The sequence below is a fragment of the Nonomuraea sp. NPDC003804 genome (assembly GCF_040610675.1).
Classification (GTDB): Bacteria; Actinomycetota; Actinomycetes; order Streptosporangiales; family Streptosporangiaceae; genus Nonomuraea.
Genome location: NZ_JBEXMT010000047.1, coordinates 30,940 through 47,789 on the forward strand (window position 1 = coordinate 30,940; position 16,850 = coordinate 47,789).

Below are 16,850 nucleotides of genomic sequence, written 5' to 3' on the forward strand. Positions count from 1 at the left end.
AGAGCCGACCCCAGGAGAGTGGCCGGGCCCTGAGAGCCGACCCCAGGAGAGTGGCCGGGCCCTGAGAGCCGACCCCAGAGGAGGGCTGGCCTCTGAGAGGGCCGGGGCTCAGACGGCCCAGCCCTAGAAGGAGCTCAGTTCCGCCACCCGCTCGTTCAGTGTGACGACCGACGGCTCCGACCGGTACGGCTCCAGCCGCCGGCGGAGGTCCAGCGCGTACGAGCGCGTCCGTACCGACTGCAGTTCGCCGGCCAGCCCCAGCGCCTCCGTCGCCGTCGTGCACGCCTCCTCCAGCTCGCCGCACTGCAGCAGCCCGGCCGACAGCAGCGAGAGGTTGAACATCCGCCCGCGCACGTACCGCCCGTCCATGTCCAGCGATCGGCGCGCGTACTGGACGGCCCGTGCCCCTTCCCCCAGATCCCGGTAGCAGTGGGCGAACTTGGCCGCCAGGTAGGCCTCGTCGAAGTACGCCAGCCAGGCCGGCTCCTCCCCCGGCGTCCGCCGGTCGAAGGCGCGCGAGGCCGCGGCGAGCGAGGCGGCGCACGACCGCTTGTCGCCGAGCCCGGCGTGCGCGTGGGCCTCGAGGACGTGGCAGGAGGACATGAGCGTGTGGATGCCTGAGCGCAGCGCGGACTGCTGGGCGGCGCGGGCCAGGTCGAGGGCGTGGGCGGGCTGGCCCATGTAGAGGGCCTGGTGGCTCATCCCGGCCAGGATCTCGCCGCCGAGGCCGTCGTCGTCGGCGCCGCGGGCCATGCGGAGGGCCTGGATGAGGTAGCGCTGGGCGAGGCCGTGCTGTTCGAGGTCGTAGGCCATCCAGCCGGCCAGCCTGGTCAGTTCGGCGGCGGCGGAGGCCAGGCGCTTGCCGGTGCTCTCGCCGTACGAGCCGTCGCGCAGCAGCGGGGTGACCGAGGTGTCGAGGTACTTGACCACCGCCGAGCGGACCCTGCCGCCGCCGAACCTGTTGTCGAGCTCGCCGAAGGACCGGGTGACCTCGTGGATGGCGGAGATGTCGGCCGTTCCGACCCTGCGCCCGCCGGCCGCCGAGGGGAGGCCTTCGGGCGGGAAGGTCAGCCAGCGGATGGCGCCGACCGCGCCCGCCGCGATCGCGAAGGTCGAGTCGACGAGGAACTTGCGCCGTTCGACGTCGGCCCGCCACAGGGCCGTCGCGGTCGCGACCCCCTCCTGCCACGTGTGCGTGAACTCCTGCCCGAGGTGGAGGGGCGTCGTGATGGCCGGCATGCCGAGGTCCTCAGGCGTGACCGGGCGGCCGAGGCGCAACGCGAAGATCTCCGCCAGCAGGCCGGGGACGGGGTCGCGTGGCCGTTGCCCGCCGATCCAGCGAAGGACGGAGCTGTGGTCGTATTTCAGTCCGGGCGTGCCGCGGGCCACCCCCACATCGTTGAGCCTGCGGGCGAGCCCCTTGTGGGAGAAGCCCGCTTCGGTGATGAGCGCCTTGAGCAGCCGGTTGGCCTCGCGTTCCATGGGCCCCCCTCGGCGGAGAGTCACACGTCATTACAGAGCGCTCTAGTTGTAGCACGGAACGTAACGCCAATATCGCCGTTCCCAAAAGGAACAGCAAACTTTCTTGGGAGTAAACCCGCGGGACAAGCCCCCGGCGCCGGGCGCCGGGGGCTTGGCTGCCGTCAGAGCCTGGCCACGCCGTCCTCACGCGCCTGGGCGGCCACGGCCGCGATGACGGCCGGAGCGACCCGCGGGTCGAACGGGCTCGGGATGACGTAGTCCTCCCGCAGCGCGTCGCCGACCACGTCCGCGAGCGCCGCGGCCGCCGCCACCTTCATGTTCTCCGTGATGGTGGTCGCGCGGACGTCCAGCGCGCCCCTGAACACCCCGGGGAAGGCGAGCACGTTGTTGATCTGGTTGGGGAAGTCGGAGCGCCCCGTCGCCACCACCCGCGCGTGGCGGGCGGCGACCGACGGGTGCACCTCGGGCGTCGGGTTGGACAGCGCGAACACGATCGAGTCGTCCGCCATGGAGGCGATGGCCTCCTCCGACACCGTCGAGCCCGACAGGCCGACGAACACGTCCGCGCCGGCCAGGGCCTCCTCGGTCGAGCCGGTGCGGCCGGCCTTGTTGGTGTCGGCCGCCAGGGCCTGCTTGAAGGGGTTCAGGTGGGAACGGCCCGCGTAGATCAGGCCCCGGGAGTCGGACACCGCGATGTCGCCGATGCCCGCGTTGAGCAGCATGCGCGTGACGGCGACGCCGGAGGCGCCGGCGCCGGCCACGACGGCGCGCAGCGCGCTCAGCGGACGGCCCGTCAGCCGGGCGGCGTTCTGGAGCGCGGCCGTGACGACGATGGCCGTGCCGTGCTGGTCGTCGTGGAAGACCGGGATGTCGAGCATGGCGCGCAGCCGCTCCTCGACCTCGAAGCAGCGGGGTGCGCTGATGTCCTCGAGGTTGATGCCGCCGAAGGACGGCGCGAGCCTGGCGACGGTCTCGACGAGGGCGTCGACCGAGGTGCAGTCGAGGCAGATGGGCACCGCGTCGACCCCGCCGAACTCCTTGAACAGCAGCGCCTTGCCCTCCATGACGGGCATGGCGGCCGCGGGCCCGATGTCGCCGAGCCCGAGGACGGCGGTGCCGTCGGAGACGACCGCGACGACGTTGGCCACCCAGGTGTAGTCCATGGCGAGCTCGGGGGACTCGGCGATGGCCGTGCAGACCTTGGCCACCCCCGGCGTGTAGGCGAGGGACAGGTCGTCCGCGTCGCGGACGGGGATGGTGGAGCGGACCTCGAGCTTGCCCCCGCGGTGCAGGGCGAAAGCCGGATCCAGGTCGAGGGATTCGAGAGATGCAGAAGCGGGCGTGACAGCCACAGCGACCCCAGTAGTCATCGGAATGGACACGAACCAGACGCCGCACGAGAGGTGTGAAGCAACAGGCGTCTTCGTGAGGGGGTACGGGGGTCACCCGTTTTTTGATTCTGCCACATACTGAGACGCGCGCATGTGTAAGGAGTGTTAACAGGTTGGATCTGACCTCATACGCGGAGTTGGCCGTCCTTCTGGTCAACGGCGAGCTCCCTGATGAGAACGGCCTGCGCGAGGAGCTCACGTCCGTCTTCGCGCTCGCCGACGCGGGGAAGCACGAGGAGGCGGTCGAGTTGCTCAACGCCCTGCTCGCGCGGCACCCCGTCCATCCGCACATCTCCGCCCACGACGGGCAGGGCTGGCATCTGCACCTGGCGGAGGGCGGCCTGGTGATGGGTCTGGCCGCCGTCGTGACCGACCTGGGCGTCGACCGGCTGGGCGTGTGCAGGGCGGCGCGGTGCGCGAACGTGTTCGTCGACACCTCGTCCAACCGTTCGCGCCGCTACTGCTCCGAGCGCTGCGCCAGCAGGGCGAACGTGGCCGCCTACCGCGCCCGCCGCAGGAACGCCCCCTGACCCACCTCGAGGGGCCGACTACCGAGCGCGGCGCAGGAACGCCCCTGCCCCGAGAGGTCGCCTACCGAGCGCGCCGCAGGAGCGGCCAGTAGCGGAGGACGACGCGGCCCACGATGTCGTCGACGGGACCGAAGTCCCAGCTGTCCTTGCGTCCCGAGGCGCGCTGGTTGTCGCTCTCCAGCCACCACCCGTCCGCGCCACGCCACTGGGCCCGTTTGACGATCAGCTGCGACGGGTCTCCGGGCAACCTGGCGACGACCAGGTCGCCGGGGTGCACGGCGGCGCCGCGCCGTACCAGCAGCCAGTCTCCGGGCCGGAGCGCCGGCCGCATGGAGTCTCCTTCGACACGCACCCTCATGGGCTGGTGATCTCCCTACGCGATGGAATCCTCCCGTGCGTCAACGTAGCCGCCCGGACTGCCCGGCGTCATCGCGGAAGTGCTACCGATTCCGCTACGACGAGACGCCGGAAGGGCGATCAGTGAGGGGCCTTTTCGCCCACCGGCGCGTGCAGAGCAGCCCCTGATACAAGGGCGATCGGGCAGACCCGAGTAAGGTCAGTAACCGGACCAAGCTGATACAGCATCAAGGAAGGACTTTCTGATGCTCGCACGACTGATGCGACCCAAGCACGTCGCTTCGGCGCACTGCGACCTCCCTTGCGGCGTCTACGACCCTGCCCAGGCCCGTATCGAGGCCGAGTCGGTCAAGGCGATCATGGAGAAGTACGCGGCCAACGAGGACCCGGTCTTCCGCGCTCGCGCCCTCACCATCAAGGAGGAGCGCGCCGAGCTCGTCAAGCACCACCTGTGGGTCCTGTGGACCGACTACTTCAAGCCCCCGCACCTGGAGACCTACCCGCAGCTGCACCAGCTGTTCTGGGAGGCCACCAAGCTCGCCGGCGCCGCGGGCGGCAAGGGCACGGTCGACGTGGACAAGGCCGACGAGCTCCTCGGCAAGATCGACGAGATCGCCAAGATCTTCTGGGAGACGAAGGCGGCCTGAACAGCGCCGAAGGGCCCCGCACCTGCGGGGCCTTTTTCGTTGGTTGGCGCGTCTGAGGACACCAATCGCCTCCAGGTGGCGGTAAGTTGCAGAGAGCGTCCTATACGCGAGGAGGAACGTGACCGAGGACACCGAGGCGCGCGTGATCCGTGATGTGGTGAGCGTCAGGCTGCCCGCCGCGAGCGCGTACTTGTCCGTGCTGCGCACGGCCACTGCCGGCCTGGCCGCACGGCTTGACTTCACGCTCGACGAGATCGAGGACCTGCGCATCGCCGTCGACGAGGCCTGCGCCATGTTGCTGAACGAGGCCGTGCCTGGCACCGACCTGACGGCCGAATTCGAGCTGACCGGGCAGGAGATGCAGGTCAGAGTAGAGGTCGCGACCGTGGGCAGTTCGGCGCCGAAGCGCGATGACTTCGCGTGGATGGTGCTGACCGCCCTGGCCGACGACGTCGACGCGGTGACCGATTCCCCCGACCGTATGGCGATCGTCCTGCGTAAGCGCCGAGGCGCGGCGAGGCCGGCGTGACGGAAAGGACTGGAGCCATGGCCGCCAGCGACCACGCCGTGCCCGACAGGGTGCGCGCCCGCATGCTCTTCGCCGAGCTGGCCGAGCTGGGCCCCGACGATCCGCGCCGGCAGCGCATCAGGGACGAGCTGGTCGAGCTTCATCTCCCCCTGGTGGAATACCTGGCCCGTCGCTTCCGCAACAGGGGCGAGTGGCTCGACGACCTGACCCAGGTCGCCACCATCGGCCTGATCAAGTCGATCGACAGGTTCGATCTGGCGCGCGGGGTGGAGTTCTCCACGTACGCGACCCCGACGATCGTCGGCGAGATCAAGCGTCACTTCCGCGACAAGGGCTGGGCGGTGCGGGTGCCGCGCCGGCTCCAGGAGCTCAAGCTGTCGCTGACCAAGGCGATAAGCGAGCTGTCGCAGCGGGAGGGGCGCGCGCCGACGGTGGCCGAGCTGGCCGCCTACCTGAAGATGACCGAGGAGGAGGTGCTCGAGGGCCTGGAGTCGGCCAACGCCTACTCCACCGTCTCGCTCGACGCCCCCGACTCGGGCGACGACGACGCGCCGGCCGTGTCCGACTCTCTGGGCATCGTGGACGAGTCGCTCGAGGGCGTCGAGTACCGCGAGTCGCTCAAGCCGTTGCTGGAGCGGCTGCCCCCGCGCGAGAAGCGCATCCTGCTGCTGCGGTTCTTCGGCAACATGACGCAGTCGCAGATCGCCACCGAGCTCGGGATCTCGCAGATGCACGTCTCGCGTCTGCTGGCACGCACGCTCGCGCAGCTGCGCGAGGGCCTGACGGCCGAAGACTAGTCGCCGTACAACGCCTTCGTGGTCGGCGGCGCGAGCAGCGTGGCCAGTCCCGCGATGGCGACGACCAGCAGCGGTACGCCGATGGCGGGCTGGCCCGACTGGATCACCGTCACCGACACGGGGATCATGAAGATCTGGGTCAGCACGCCGGGCGCCCGCCCCCAGCGCTCGGCCCTGAGCAGCCCGCCCCATGCCACCCAGATCAGCCCTGCGCCGATGAGCAGCCCGAAGGCGGCCTCGGCGACGCCCGCGAGGGTCTCGGTCGCCTGGCCCGTGAGCGTGCCGACCGCCGCGTAGACCCCGAGCCCGAGCGCCACCAGCCCTTCGAGCGCCACGATCACGGCCGCCACCACCAAACTCCAAGGGCGCATGGTTCTGTTTCTCTCCGTACGGCAAGCGGGGTCAAGGCCAAGGCGGTCACCGGTGACCAGCCGTCTTCCACGCTACTCCAGCAGGACTTCGGCCGGCCGCCGTCACGTCGGCCCGTGGGCCGGAACGGGCCCGACCCATCATCCCGTCCTGGTCCTCCGGTCTCCCAACCGGCCACCCGACGACCCCCGAAAGCCCATCAAAGCGATATGTAGCCCACTCATTGCCCTTATCCGGACAAGACGGACATCGATCATTGGCTACGCTGGCCGTATGCGCGCGATGCTCCTGGTCAACCCCAAGGCCACGACGACGAACCACCGCACGCGTGACGTGCTCATCCGCGCGCTCGGCGCGGCCGTCGACCTGACCGTCGAGGAGACCGGGTATCGAGGCCACGCCGCCGCGCTGGCCGGCACCGCGCACGCCAAGGGCTACGACGCCGTCGCGGTGCTCGGCGGCGACGGCACGGTCAACGAGGCGGTCAACGGCCTGCTCGAGGGCGAGGGTCACGACCAGGCCGAGCGCCCGTCGCTCATGGTGATCCCGGGAGGCAGCGCCAACGTCTTCGCCCGCGCGCTCGGCCTGCCCAACGACCCGGTCGAGGCCACCGGCGCGGTCCTGGAGGCGCTGCGGGAGGGACGCAGGAGGTCGGTGGGTTTGGGCCAGGCCCTCTGGGAGGACGAGAGCCGCTACTTCACCTTCTGCTCGGGGCTCGGCTACGACGCCGAGGTGGTGCGCGCGGTCGAGGGCCTGCGCGGGGCGGGCCGCAAGGCGACCCCCGCACGCTACGTGATCACCGCGCTGCGCCACTACCTGTCCACGGACAAGCGGCATCCCGCGATGACCGTCAAGGGCCCGGGTATCCCGACCGCCGAGGGCGTCTTCATGGCGATCATCTGCAACACCTCGCCGTGGACCTACGTCGGTCCCCGCCCGGTCTCGCCGACGCCGTGGGCGAGTTTCGAGACCGGGATCGACCTGCTGGGACTCCAGCGGATGGGGCTGCCGTCGGTGGTCGGGATCATCCACCAGATCCTCACGGAACGTGACAGCCTTCCGCACGGCAGGCACCTGGTCCAGCTCCACGACGAGCCGGAGTTCACGATCTCCGCGGAGCGTCCTGTCGCCTTCCAGCTCGACGGTGACTACCTGGGGGAACGCGAGTCCGTAACGTTCCGGTCTATCCCGAACGCATTACACGTGCTGGTCTAGCTGGTTACATTCGGTCATTGTGTGATGCATCCGACATCCATATCCCCCAAAACTTCGCCCCAAACCTCTTGCGTGCACTCTGCGTGGCTGGAAGTCTCAGCAGTAGTCGGAACGTAGGACCTTTAACCCACCCAAGGGTCCTACCCCGAGACGGCGCGACCTCCCCCGGGTCCCACCAGGATTCGGGTAAAGGTTCGCGCTAGTTAGTGAAAGTCTTCACAAAGTAGACCGCACGGAGTCGGCGATCGGCGGACTCCATCTACGAAGGAGTGGACGCATGGACTGGCGCCACCGAGCTGCCTGCCGTGACGTGGACCCCGAGCTGTTCTTCCCGATCGGCAACACGGGCCCGGCCCTGATGCAGATCGAGGAGGCCAAGCAGGTGTGCCGTTCCTGCTCGGCCGTCGACGCCTGCCTGAAGTGGGCCCTGGAATCCGGACAGGACGCCGGTGTGTGGGGCGGCCTCAGCGAGGACGAGCGCCGCGCCCTCAAGCGCCGCACCGCCCGCGCCCGCGCTCGCGCGTCCGCCTGACCTTCGAACCACCCGTCTCCCCTGACGCCTGGCGCGTGAGACTTTCCCGCCAGGCCCGCGGCCCCGAGGGGTCGCGGTATCCGAGACCCGAGTCCGCGCCCCGCACGACGGGCGCGGACTGAGGTCCTTCCTGGCCCGGTGCCCTCCGGCGGGCGAGCGCCCCGCGCCCCGCGCGTGTGCCGAGCGCCCGGAGTCCCCGGCAACGCCCTGGCGGGAGCACGAACCCGCAGTCTCCAGCGACGCCCCGGCCGGAGCGCGAACCCGCACTCTCCCGCGACGCCACAGGCCGGAGCACGACCGCCCGCAACCTCCCGTGACGAGACCCCGAGTTGGCGCACGACCGCCGGGATACCCGGGCAGCCGCCGTCACGAGGACGGCAGCGGGATCGACAGCGTGACCTCGGTCCCCCCGCCCTGTCGCGGTTCGATCGCCAGCTTGCCCGACAGCTCCCCCTCCACCAGGGTCCGCACGATCTGCAGGCCGAGGCTGGTCGAGCTGTCCAGGTCGAAGTCCTCCGGCAGCCCCGTGCCGTCGTCCCACACCACGACGTGCAGCCGCTCGCCCCCTGCCGACACGACCACCTGCAGCCGCCGGGGCCGGCCGTGCTGGAGGGCGTTCTGGAGCAGTTCGGTCAGCGCCATCGCCAGCGGCGTGGCGATGAGCGAGGGCAGCACCCCGAAGGTGCCGACCCTGCGCGGTGTCACCGCCGCCTCGGCGGCCGACACCTCGCCGGCCATGGCGATGACCCTGTCGGCGATCTCGTCGAAGTCGACGAACTCCTCAGGCGCCATCGACAGCGTCTCGTGGACGATGGCGATCGAGCCGACCCGCCGTACCGCCTCCTCCAGCGCCTCGCGGCCCTCGGGGAGCTGCAGGCGGCGCGCTTGCAGGCGCAGCAGCGCCGCGACGGTCTGCAGGTTGTTCTTGACGCGGTGGTGGATCTCGCGGATCGTCGCGTCCTTGGTCATGAGCTCGCGCTCGCGCCGCCGCAGCTCTGTGACGTCGCGGATGAGCACCAGGGCGCCGATGCGGCCGCCGCCGACGATCAGCGGGATGGCCCGCAGCTGGACGATCGTGCCGCCCGACTCGACCTCGGTCTCCTTGGCCGCGCGACCGCTGGCCACGATCATCAGGTCTTCGTTGATCGGCTCGTCGCTGTAGCACAGCGCCGCCGTCAGCCGGCCGAGCTCGGCGCCCACCAGGTCGGCGTGCAGGCCCAGGCGGCGGTAGGCCGACAGGGCGTTCGGCGAGGCGTAGGTGACCCGGCCCGCGCGGTCGAGCCGCAGCAGGCCGTCGCCGACGCGGGGGGAGCGGACGAGGATCGGCTCCTCGCCGGAGAACGGGAAGCGGCCCTCCGCCACCATCTGGGCCAGGTCGGAGGCGCTCTGCAGGTAGGTGAGCTCCAGGCGCGAAGGGGTGCGGGCCGACGACAGGTTCGTGGAGCGCTGGATCACGCCGAGGAAGCGGCCCTCGCCGCCGGGCATGGCTCGCCGTACCGGGATGGTCTCCTCGCGGACCGGCACGCCGGTGGACCAGTCGGGGTCGCCCTCGCGGCAGATGCGCCGCTCGTTCCACGCGGTGTCGATCAGGCCGCGCTCGCCCTTGGCCACGATGGTGCCGACGATGTCGTCGTGGTAGACCGTGGGGCCGGTGGTCGGCCGCATCTGCGCGATGGCGATCCAGCCGCTGTCGCCGAGCGGCTGGCCCGGCTCGTCCGCGCGCGCCCCACCGGAGCCCGCGCGCGCCTCACCCGAGCCCGCGCGCGCCTCACCCGAGCCCGCGCGCGCCTCGCCCGAGCCCGCGCGGTCGAGCAGCGGGGCCCACAGGATGAGGTCGGCGAACGACAGGTCGGCGAGCAGCTGCCAGTCGGAGACCAGCGAGTGCAGCCAGTCGAGGTCCGCCGCGTCGAGAGCGGTGTGGCGGACGACGAGGTCGCTGAGAGTCGGCACGAGTGCATCATGCGTGCTTTCGGCTACAACAACCAACTCGCCCCGGGCAAAGTGCGGTTGGTGCTGTTTCGGGGCATCTCACATTGTGAGAACCATCACACCGCGGAGCCCAGGAAAGTGTTCGAGGCCTTGATCCGGCGTGCCACAGCAGAGGCGGTTGTCACCGCACGCTTGGCCACGGATATCCTTCACAATCAGCCCGAGCTGCCCATACGTGCGCGTGCGAAGGCCGAACTGTTCCGGGTGCCCGCAAGCCCCTCTTGCTTGTGGTTGACCACTCGGGCCAATCTGAGTTCCGATGATCTCGCGGTGATCAGACACGCCCTCACCGCCGTGGCTGGAGTGAAGGTGAGCGCGTGACAGAAGAGTCCCCTCGCGTACCCAAGTACTACGACGTCAAACGGAGTCTGCTGGAGCTCACCAAGAGCCTCACGCCGGGCAGTTCGCTGCCGCCCGAGCGGACGCTGGCCGTGCGCTTCGAGACCTCCCGCACGACGGTCCGCCAGGCGCTGACCGAGCTGGTGGTGGAAGGCAGGCTGGTACGCATCCAGGGCAAGGGCACCTTCGTCGCCCAGCCGAAGGTGGCCCAGGTGCTGCAGCTCACCTCCTACATCGGCGACCTGCGCACCGCGGGGCTGGAACCGGACACGAAGATCCTGGACATCAGCTACATCACCGCCGACGAGGCGCTGGCCAGGCGGCTGGCGATCAACCCGGGCGGCCGGGTGCTGCGCATCCACCGGCTCCGCCTGGCCAACGGCGAACCGGTCTCCATCGACACCACCCACCTGTCGGCGCGCCGCTTCCCCAGGCTGCGGCGGGAGCTCGAGGTGCACTCGTCGCTGTACGAGACGCTGCACAACGCCTACAACGTGCGGCTGACGGACGCCGAGGAGGTCATCGAGACCGTCCTGGCGACGCCGTACGACGCGCAGATGCTGGGCGTCGACGTGGGCTTGCCGATGCTGCTGTTGACCAGGCACGCCTTCGACGCCGACGGCAACCCGGTGGAGTGGGCCCAGTCCCTCTACCGCGGCGACCGCTACAAGTTCGTCACCCGCCTGCGCCGCCCCTGAAAGGCGAGGTCTCTCCCCGGGGGCTCCCGTTCTCTCTCGGCGCCCCGGCACGTGGACGAGGTGGGACCGGCGCCTCAGGTCGCCTCGCCGTGCGGTCGGGCGTCGGTGGTGCTCGCGGGTGTGCGGAAGGCCGCGCGGGTAGCGACGACAGCAGCGACCGCGGCCTGTCATGCGTGGCGCCGGTCGCCGAGGGGGCAGCGATCAGCATGTCGTGGAGCTCGGCCCGCGGTGCGGTGGCGAGGGTGTCCGATGCCGCTGTCGCGGACGGGCCCCCTCGCCCCAGGACCTAGCAGGCCGCCTCCGGCAGCCAGCAGACCTTGCCCGCCATCTCCCTGGCGTCCTTCAGCAGCGTCCCGAACTCCTTCATGGGCAGCGAGGGAGTCGGCCACGCCGTCTCGGTGTAGACCATGACCGCCGCGCCCCTGCGGACCGCGACCTGCCTGAGCCCGCCCTCCCAGTACCTGGCCCCCACCCTGATGGCCTCGTCGCCGAGCTTGAGCGGCTTGCTGTAGTAGGTGATCCGCTCGATGCCGGCGCCCCGCGAGGCGCACGTCTTCAGCTCGGCGCGCATCGCGTCCATGGCCGCGCGGGCGCCCGCCTCGTCCAGGTAGAGCGCCAGTTGCTCGCCCCCGAGGTCGATCTCCTGCTGCCGGTAGATCGTCCTGGCCGCCACGCGCCCCTTCTCGACGCCCCCGCGCCTGTTCCAGTAGCTGTCGTGGCAGGCGTCGACCATGAGCGGCATCGAGGGCCGGTCCGACACCTCCCAGATGTCCCAGCCGCTCGACCGGTTCTCCCACAGCAGGAAGTCCTTCGGCAGCGTCGCCCCCGTGCTTCCCAGCAGCATGCTCGCGGCGGTCATGACCGCCGCCCCCGTCATCATTCCCATGCCTGGTAGACGCGGGGGTCACGACGGAAGTTCGCGACCAACAGGTATCAGGACCGTCACCCGGGAAACGGGCGGCGATGGCTAGATTGGGGCGATGCGAGAGATCGACACCAGCGTGCCGCACTCGGCCAGGATCTGGAACTACTGGCTCGGCGGCAAGGACAACTACGAGGTCGACAGGGTCGCCGGCGACGAGTTCCTGAAGATCTTCCCCGGCATGGCGGCAGGTGCCCGGGCGTCACGGGCGTTCCTGGGGCGGACGATCACCTGGCTGGCGGCCGAGGCCGGGATCCGGCAGTTCCTCGACATCGGCACCGGGTTGCCCACCGCGGACAACACCCATCAGATCGCCCAGCGCATCGCGCCCGAGTCCCGCGTCGTCTACGTCGACAACGACCCGCTCGTCCTGGCCCACGCCCGCGCGCTGCTGACCGGCACGCCGGAGGGCGCCACCGACTACATCGACGCCGACGTACGCGACCCCGACACGATCCTCACGGGCGCCGCCAAGACGCTCGACTTCGGCAAGCCGATCGCGCTCAACCTGAGCGGGATCATGGGTCACGTGGTCGACGACGAGGCGGCGCTGTCCATCGTCCGCAGGCTGCTCGACGCCCTTCCCTCCGGCAGCTATCTGGCGCTCAACGACGGCAGCAACGTGCACAGCGCGGCCAACAGGCAGGCCCACCAGCAGTACAACGAGAGCGGGGCGCTGCCGTACATGCAGCGCAGTCCCGAGCAGATCGCCCGGTTCTTCGACTGGCTGGAGCTGGTGGAGCCGGGGCTGGTGTCGGTGTCGAGGTGGCGTCCGGACGGGATCACGCCGCCGGAGGTCGACGGATACGGCGCGGTCGGTCGTAAGCCCTGACCCAAGGGGCTGTTGTGGAACCTGTTTGGAACGGTGAGCGGCTGGTAGGTTCCCGGCCATGGAGTCTGCGAAGCACGCCGGCGACGCCGCAGTCGCCGTCGCCAAGGCCTACGGCATCGAGACCATGTTCACCCTGTCCGGCGGGCACGTCTTCCCCCTCTACGACGGCGCCGTGCACGAGGAGATGCGCATCCTCGACGTCCGACACGAGCAGAGCGCCGTGTTCGCCGCCGAGGCGACGGCCAGGCTGACCAGGAAGCCCGGCCTCGCCGTCCTGACCGCGGGGCCCGGCATCACCAACGGCGTCAGCGGCGTCGCCACCGCGCACTTCAACGGTTCGCCCGTCGTGGTCATGGGCGGCCGGGCGCCGCAGTCGCGCTGGGGCAGCGGGGCGCTGCAGGAGATGGACCATCCTCCGCTGCTCGAGCCGATCACCAAGCTGTCCTTCACCGCCACCGCGGCCGACTCGATCGGCCAGGACGTCGAGCTCGCCTTCCGCACGGCCATCGCCCCGCACCGGGGGCCGGTGTTCATCGACTTCTTCATGGACCACCTGTTCTCGCCCTCGCCCATGCACCAGGCCGAGACCCAGACGCCCTCCCCGCTCGAGCCCGATCCTGACGCGATCGCCCGCATCGCGGCCCTGCTGGCCGAGGCCGAACGCCCCGTGGTGGTGCTCGGCTCCGACGTGTGGATGGACCGCGCCGAGGAGGCCGCCCGCGACTTCGTGGAGGCGTGGCGGCTGCCCGTCATCCCCAACGGCCAGGGCCGCGGCATTCTGCCCGCGGGGCACGAGCTGTTGGTCACCCGCGCCCGCGGGCTGGCCTTCGGCCAGGCCGACCTGGTGGTCGTGATCGGCACGCCGCTCGACTTCCGTCTCGGCTACGGCTGGTTCGGCGGCAAGGAGGGCGCCCCGCTGGCCCGCGTCGTCCACCTCGCCGACGCGCCGTCACAGCTGGCCACCCACATGCAGCCCGCCGCCTCGGCCGCCGGCGACCTGTCGCTGGTGTTCTGGAGCCTCGGTACGGCATGCGGAGAGGCGGGCGTGAAGCCCTCGCGCTACTCCTCCTGGCTCGACACGCTCTCCCAGGCGGCCGCCAAGGCCATCGCCGGCGACGCCGACCTGCTGGCGGCCTCCACCGACCCGATCCATCCCATGCGCATCTACGGCGAGCTGGCCAAGGTGCTCGACGACGACGCGGTGGTGATCGGCGACGGCGGCGACTTCGTCTCCTACGCGGGCAAGTACGTCGAGCCCCGCCGGCCGGGCAACTGGCTCGACCCCGGCCCCTACGGCTGCCTCGGCACGGGCCTCGGCTACTCCATCGCCGCCCGCCTGGCCCGCCCCTCCTCGCAGGTGGTGCTGCTGCTCGGCGACGGCGCCGCGGGCTTCTCGCTGATGGACGTCGACACCCTGGTCAGGCACCGGCTGCCGGTCGTCATGGTGTGCGGCAACAACGGCATGTGGGGCCTGGAGAAGCACCCCATGCAGCTGCTGTACGGCTACGACGTGGCCGCCGAGCTGCGCCCCGAGACGCGCTACGACCAGGTGGTGACCGCGCTCGGCGGCGGCGGGGAGCTGGTGACCAAGCCGTCGGAGATCGGGCCCGCGCTGCGGCGGGCGTTCGACTCCGGCGTGCCGTACCTGGTGAACATCGCCACCGACCCGCAGGTCGCCTACCCCCGCAACACCACGGGGGTCTGAGCGGCTACGGCTTGGCGCTGCCCGTCGGGGAGGGCGAGCCGCCGCTAGGCGTCGGGGACGGCGACGGCGACGGGCTGGGCGACTTGCCTGGCGGGCACTGGTCGCTCACCGTCGACACCGTCACCGTCATGCCCTTGGCCAGCGGCTTGCCGGCCGCGGGCACCTGTGCCGACACCTTCGGGCAGCTCTCCGGCTCCATGACCATGACGGCCTTGACCCGGATCTTGTAGCCCGCCTTCTGCAGCTTCGCGGTGGCCTGGTCGACGAACAGGTCGACGACGTCCGGCACCATCGGCTGCTTCTGATGGGTGGGCGTGGGCGAGCCGGTGGGCGTGACCGTCGGCTTCCTCGTCGGCGGCTGCGTGGTGGGCGGCCTGGTGGGCTCCTCCTCGGTCGGCTCGGGCTCCTCGGACGGCTCGGGCTGGTCGGTGGGTTCGGTCGACTTCGGCGGCTTGGGCTTGATCGCCTTCGTCTTGCCGCCGACCGCGACGGGCGAGGTGACCACGGGGCCCGGCTCCGGCCCGTCCATGCCGGTGAGCGCGACGGCGCCCGCGCCGACGCCCAGCACCGCCACCGCGGCGATACCCGCCACGAGCACGCCCCTGCCGCCACCGGCCTTGGCGGCCCTGCGGGCGCCGCGCCGCGGGCCCTGGGTGGCGACCGTGGACTGGTCGGGCGGCGGGATGGCGCCCGTGGCCGGCGACGGCGTGGCCGGCGCGCCCTGGTGGGCCGCCGGCAGGTCGGTCAGCGACGGCGGAGGCGGAGAGACGGGCGGCGCGGCGTGTGGCTCCCGCACGGCCTGCCGGGCCGCCGCCGCCATGGCCGCGCCGCTGGGCCAGCGTCGCGCGGGGTCCTTCGACAGCGCCCGCTCCACCACCGACCGCACCGCGGGCGGGATGTCGGCGGGCAGCGGCGGCGGCGCCTCGCGGATGTGCTTGAGCGCGATCGTGACGGGGCTGTCGCCGTCGAACGGGCGTATGCCCGCCAGGCACTCGTAGGCCACCACGCCGAGCGCGTAGATGTCGACCGCGGGCGTGACCGGCGCGCCCTCCGCCTGCTCGGGCGCGCAGTAGGCGGCGGTACCCAGCACCATGCCGGCGTCGGTGAGCCGGTTGGCCACGTCCTGGCGGGCGATGCCGAAGTCGGTCAGGACCAGCGTGCCGTCGCGCTGCACCATCAGGTTGCCGGGCTTGACGTCGCGGTGCACGATGCCCTGGTCATGTACGGCCTGCAGCGCCCCCGCCGCCTGAGCGATGAGCTCCATGGCCTGGTCGGGCGCGATGCGCCCCAGGCGCTGCAGTAAACGGTCGAGCGGCTCGCCGTCGACGAACTTCATCACCAGGTAGACGGTCGCCCCCGCACCCGCCACCTGGTGAACCCCGTAGTCGTAGACGTCGACCACACCGGAATGGTTGATCGTCGCCATCGCCCTCGCCTCGCCCTGGAAGCGAGCGACGAATCCCGGGTCGTCCGTGCGGCCTGGAAGCAGCACCTTGACGGCGACGGTGCGGGCGAGGACGATGTCCTCTCCACGCCATACCTCACCCATGCCGCCGGCGCCGATGCGGGTGTCCAGACGATATCGCCCCGCAAGCGTCGTCCCTTGGGCCACCATGTCTCCCCCGTTACCCCCTGTCGTCTTCAACCTCTCCGACCCCAGGGTTCTCCAACAAAGCGGATTTGTATCGCGGCGAGGTAACGCAGAGGTCACGGAATTCTGAGAAGTGTACGGCTTGTACCAATACGTCACCACAAGATTGCCGCAAGCTGTACAAACCTATCCTGGTGCCTGGTGAGGCTTTCTGTCTGTCCGGTGCCCGAGATGTGATCTCAGTAGGCTGGCCGCATGACACTCGCCCCGGGTCTCCACGCGTCGCTGCTCATCATGGTCGAGAGGGAGGACCTCGCCACCAAGATCGGCAGCGGTGACGTGCCCGTGCTGGCCACGCCGAGGCTGCTGGCGCTGGCGGAGATGGCGACCGTCCAGGCCGTCAGAGACCACCTCGGGGCAGGGCAGACCTCCGTCGGCACCCGCGTCGAGCTCCACCACCTGGCCGCCAGCCCCGTCGGCGCCCACGTCGAGATCGGCGCCGAACTGACGGCGGTGGACGGCAGGCGCCTGGTGTTCACGTTCACCGCCCGCGAACGCGCCCGGGTGGTGGGCACGGGCACGATCGAGCGGACGGTGGTCGACAGGGAGAAGTTCCTCGACCGGCTGAACCCCGAAGGGACGACGTCCGGCTAGTCGATGACGGCGATCAGGTCGCCCGCCTGCACCACGTCGCCCTCGGCCACCTTCAGCCGCGTGACCACACCGTCGTCCTCGGCGAGCACCGGGATCTCCATCTTCATGGACTCGAGGATGACGAGCGTGTCGCCCTCCACGACCGTGTCGCCCTCGGCGACGACGACCTGCCACACGTTCGCCACCATCTCGGCGCGCACCTCAGCCACGCGGACTCCCCTCTTGCATGCTTGCAACTCTGTCACGGTCACCGGGCGCGCGGACGCCAGGC

Annotated in this window: 19 protein-coding genes; 11 read left to right on the top strand and 8 right to left on the bottom strand. The window is 70.7% G+C overall.

The genetic code is table 11. The features are described 5' to 3' along the window. Positions 1–123: 123 nt before the first annotated feature. Both ABZX22_RS41660 and ABZX22_RS41665 read right to left on the bottom strand, forming a co-directional pair. A complete protein-coding gene (locus tag ABZX22_RS41660) occupies positions 124–1,482 on the bottom strand; it encodes a hypothetical protein (protein ID WP_354921640.1) in 1,359 nt (452 codons plus the stop codon). 161 nt (positions 1,483–1,643) lie between these two features. Next, on the bottom strand, positions 1,644–2,834 hold the full coding sequence (locus ABZX22_RS41665) for an NADP-dependent malic enzyme (protein ID WP_354921647.1): 1,191 nt from the start codon (positions 2,832–2,834) through the stop codon (positions 1,644–1,646). A 152-nt stretch (positions 2,835–2,986) separates the two neighbouring features. Here ABZX22_RS41665 and ABZX22_RS41670 point away from each other — a divergent pair, with 152 nt between their 5' ends. Then, complete coding sequence (locus ABZX22_RS41670) at positions 2,987–3,403, top strand: CGNR zinc finger domain-containing protein (protein ID WP_354921650.1); 417 nt, start codon at positions 2,987–2,989, stop codon at positions 3,401–3,403. Positions 3,404–3,464: 61 nt separating this feature from the next. On the opposite strand, the gene ABZX22_RS41675 is transcribed toward ABZX22_RS41670, so the two are convergent. Further along, positions 3,465–3,761, bottom strand: a complete 297-nt coding sequence (locus tag ABZX22_RS41675) for a S24 family peptidase (protein ID WP_354921654.1) — start codon at positions 3,759–3,761, stop codon at positions 3,465–3,467. A 244-nt stretch (positions 3,762–4,005) separates the two neighbouring features. Here ABZX22_RS41675 and sodN point away from each other — a divergent pair, with 244 nt between their 5' ends. The 3 genes from sodN to ABZX22_RS41690 all read left to right on the top strand — a co-directional run bounded on the left by sodN (position 4,006) and on the right by ABZX22_RS41690 (position 5,733). Next, the gene (gene sodN, locus ABZX22_RS41680) at positions 4,006–4,407 is read left to right on the top strand and encodes a superoxide dismutase, Ni (RefSeq protein ID WP_354921657.1); all 402 of its coding nucleotides are present in this window, start codon (positions 4,006–4,008) and stop codon (positions 4,405–4,407) included. 118 nt (positions 4,408–4,525) lie between these two features. Continuing rightward, a complete protein-coding gene (locus tag ABZX22_RS41685) occupies positions 4,526–4,936 on the top strand; it encodes an anti-sigma factor (protein ID WP_183655876.1) in 411 nt (136 codons plus the stop codon). Positions 4,937–4,953: 17 nt separating this feature from the next. After that, the gene (locus ABZX22_RS41690; RefSeq protein ID WP_354921660.1) at positions 4,954–5,733 is read left to right on the top strand and encodes an RNA polymerase sigma factor SigF; all 780 of its coding nucleotides are present in this window, start codon (positions 4,954–4,956) and stop codon (positions 5,731–5,733) included. Here the strand turns inward: ABZX22_RS41690 and ABZX22_RS41695 are convergent. Then, positions 5,730–6,083, bottom strand: a complete 354-nt coding sequence (locus tag ABZX22_RS41695) for a hypothetical protein (protein WP_354921663.1) — start codon at positions 6,081–6,083, stop codon at positions 5,730–5,732. The genes ABZX22_RS41690 and ABZX22_RS41695 overlap by 4 nt on opposite strands. Positions 6,084–6,375: 292 nt before the next feature. Here ABZX22_RS41695 and ABZX22_RS41700 point away from each other — a divergent pair, with 292 nt between their 5' ends. Together ABZX22_RS41700 and ABZX22_RS41705 are read left to right on the top strand one after the other, a co-directional pair. Beyond that, positions 6,376–7,317, top strand: a complete 942-nt coding sequence (locus tag ABZX22_RS41700; protein ID WP_354921666.1) for a diacylglycerol kinase family protein — start codon at positions 6,376–6,378, stop codon at positions 7,315–7,317. Between the two features lie 277 nt (positions 7,318–7,594). Further along, complete coding sequence (locus ABZX22_RS41705; protein ID WP_354921669.1) at positions 7,595–7,849, top strand: WhiB family transcriptional regulator; 255 nt, start codon at positions 7,595–7,597, stop codon at positions 7,847–7,849. Positions 7,850–8,215: 366 nt separating this feature from the next. Here the strand turns inward: ABZX22_RS41705 and ABZX22_RS41710 are convergent, their stop codons facing one another. Beyond that, entirely contained in the window at positions 8,216–9,799 is a 1,584-nt protein-coding gene (locus ABZX22_RS41710; RefSeq protein WP_354921672.1) for a histidine kinase N-terminal domain-containing protein, read from the bottom strand. A gap of 9 nt (positions 9,800–9,808) precedes the next feature. Between ABZX22_RS41710 and ABZX22_RS41715 the strand changes: the two genes are divergently transcribed. Next, positions 9,809–10,159, top strand: coding sequence for a hypothetical protein (locus ABZX22_RS41715; protein WP_354921675.1), 351 nt, complete (start codon positions 9,809–9,811; stop codon positions 10,157–10,159). Then, positions 10,156–10,875 (top strand): GntR family transcriptional regulator, encoded by a 720-nt coding sequence (locus ABZX22_RS41720; protein ID WP_354921679.1) that lies wholly within the window; start codon positions 10,156–10,158, stop codon positions 10,873–10,875. The genes ABZX22_RS41715 and ABZX22_RS41720 overlap by 4 nt, the downstream gene beginning before the upstream one ends. Before the next feature lie 286 nt (positions 10,876–11,161). On the opposite strand, the gene ABZX22_RS41725 is transcribed toward ABZX22_RS41720, so the two are convergent. Further along, positions 11,162–11,761, bottom strand: coding sequence for a hypothetical protein (locus ABZX22_RS41725; RefSeq protein ID WP_354921682.1), 600 nt, complete (start codon positions 11,759–11,761; stop codon positions 11,162–11,164). A 94-nt stretch (positions 11,762–11,855) separates the two neighbouring features. Here ABZX22_RS41725 and ABZX22_RS41730 point away from each other — a divergent pair, with 94 nt between their 5' ends. Together ABZX22_RS41730 and ABZX22_RS41735 are read left to right on the top strand one after the other, a co-directional pair. Then, positions 11,856–12,629, top strand: a complete 774-nt coding sequence (locus ABZX22_RS41730) for an SAM-dependent methyltransferase (RefSeq protein ID WP_354921685.1) — start codon at positions 11,856–11,858, stop codon at positions 12,627–12,629. Between the two features lie 58 nt (positions 12,630–12,687). After that, entirely contained in the window at positions 12,688–14,334 is a 1,647-nt protein-coding gene (locus ABZX22_RS41735) for an acetolactate synthase (RefSeq protein ID WP_354921688.1), read from the top strand. A 4-nt stretch (positions 14,335–14,338) separates the two neighbouring features. On the opposite strand, the gene ABZX22_RS41740 is transcribed toward ABZX22_RS41735, so the two are convergent. Further along, the gene (locus tag ABZX22_RS41740; protein ID WP_354921691.1) at positions 14,339–15,949 is read right to left on the bottom strand and encodes a serine/threonine-protein kinase; all 1,611 of its coding nucleotides are present in this window, start codon (positions 15,947–15,949) and stop codon (positions 14,339–14,341) included. Between the two features lie 231 nt (positions 15,950–16,180). On the opposite strand from ABZX22_RS41740, the gene ABZX22_RS41745 reads away from it, so the two are divergent. Further along, complete coding sequence (locus tag ABZX22_RS41745) at positions 16,181–16,579, top strand: hotdog domain-containing protein (RefSeq protein ID WP_354921694.1); 399 nt, start codon at positions 16,181–16,183, stop codon at positions 16,577–16,579. Here the strand turns inward: ABZX22_RS41745 and ABZX22_RS41750 are convergent. Then, positions 16,576–16,788, bottom strand: a complete 213-nt coding sequence (locus ABZX22_RS41750; protein WP_354921696.1) for a biotin/lipoyl-binding carrier protein — start codon at positions 16,786–16,788, stop codon at positions 16,576–16,578. The genes ABZX22_RS41745 and ABZX22_RS41750 overlap by 4 nt on opposite strands. Positions 16,789–16,850 lie beyond the last annotated feature (62 nt).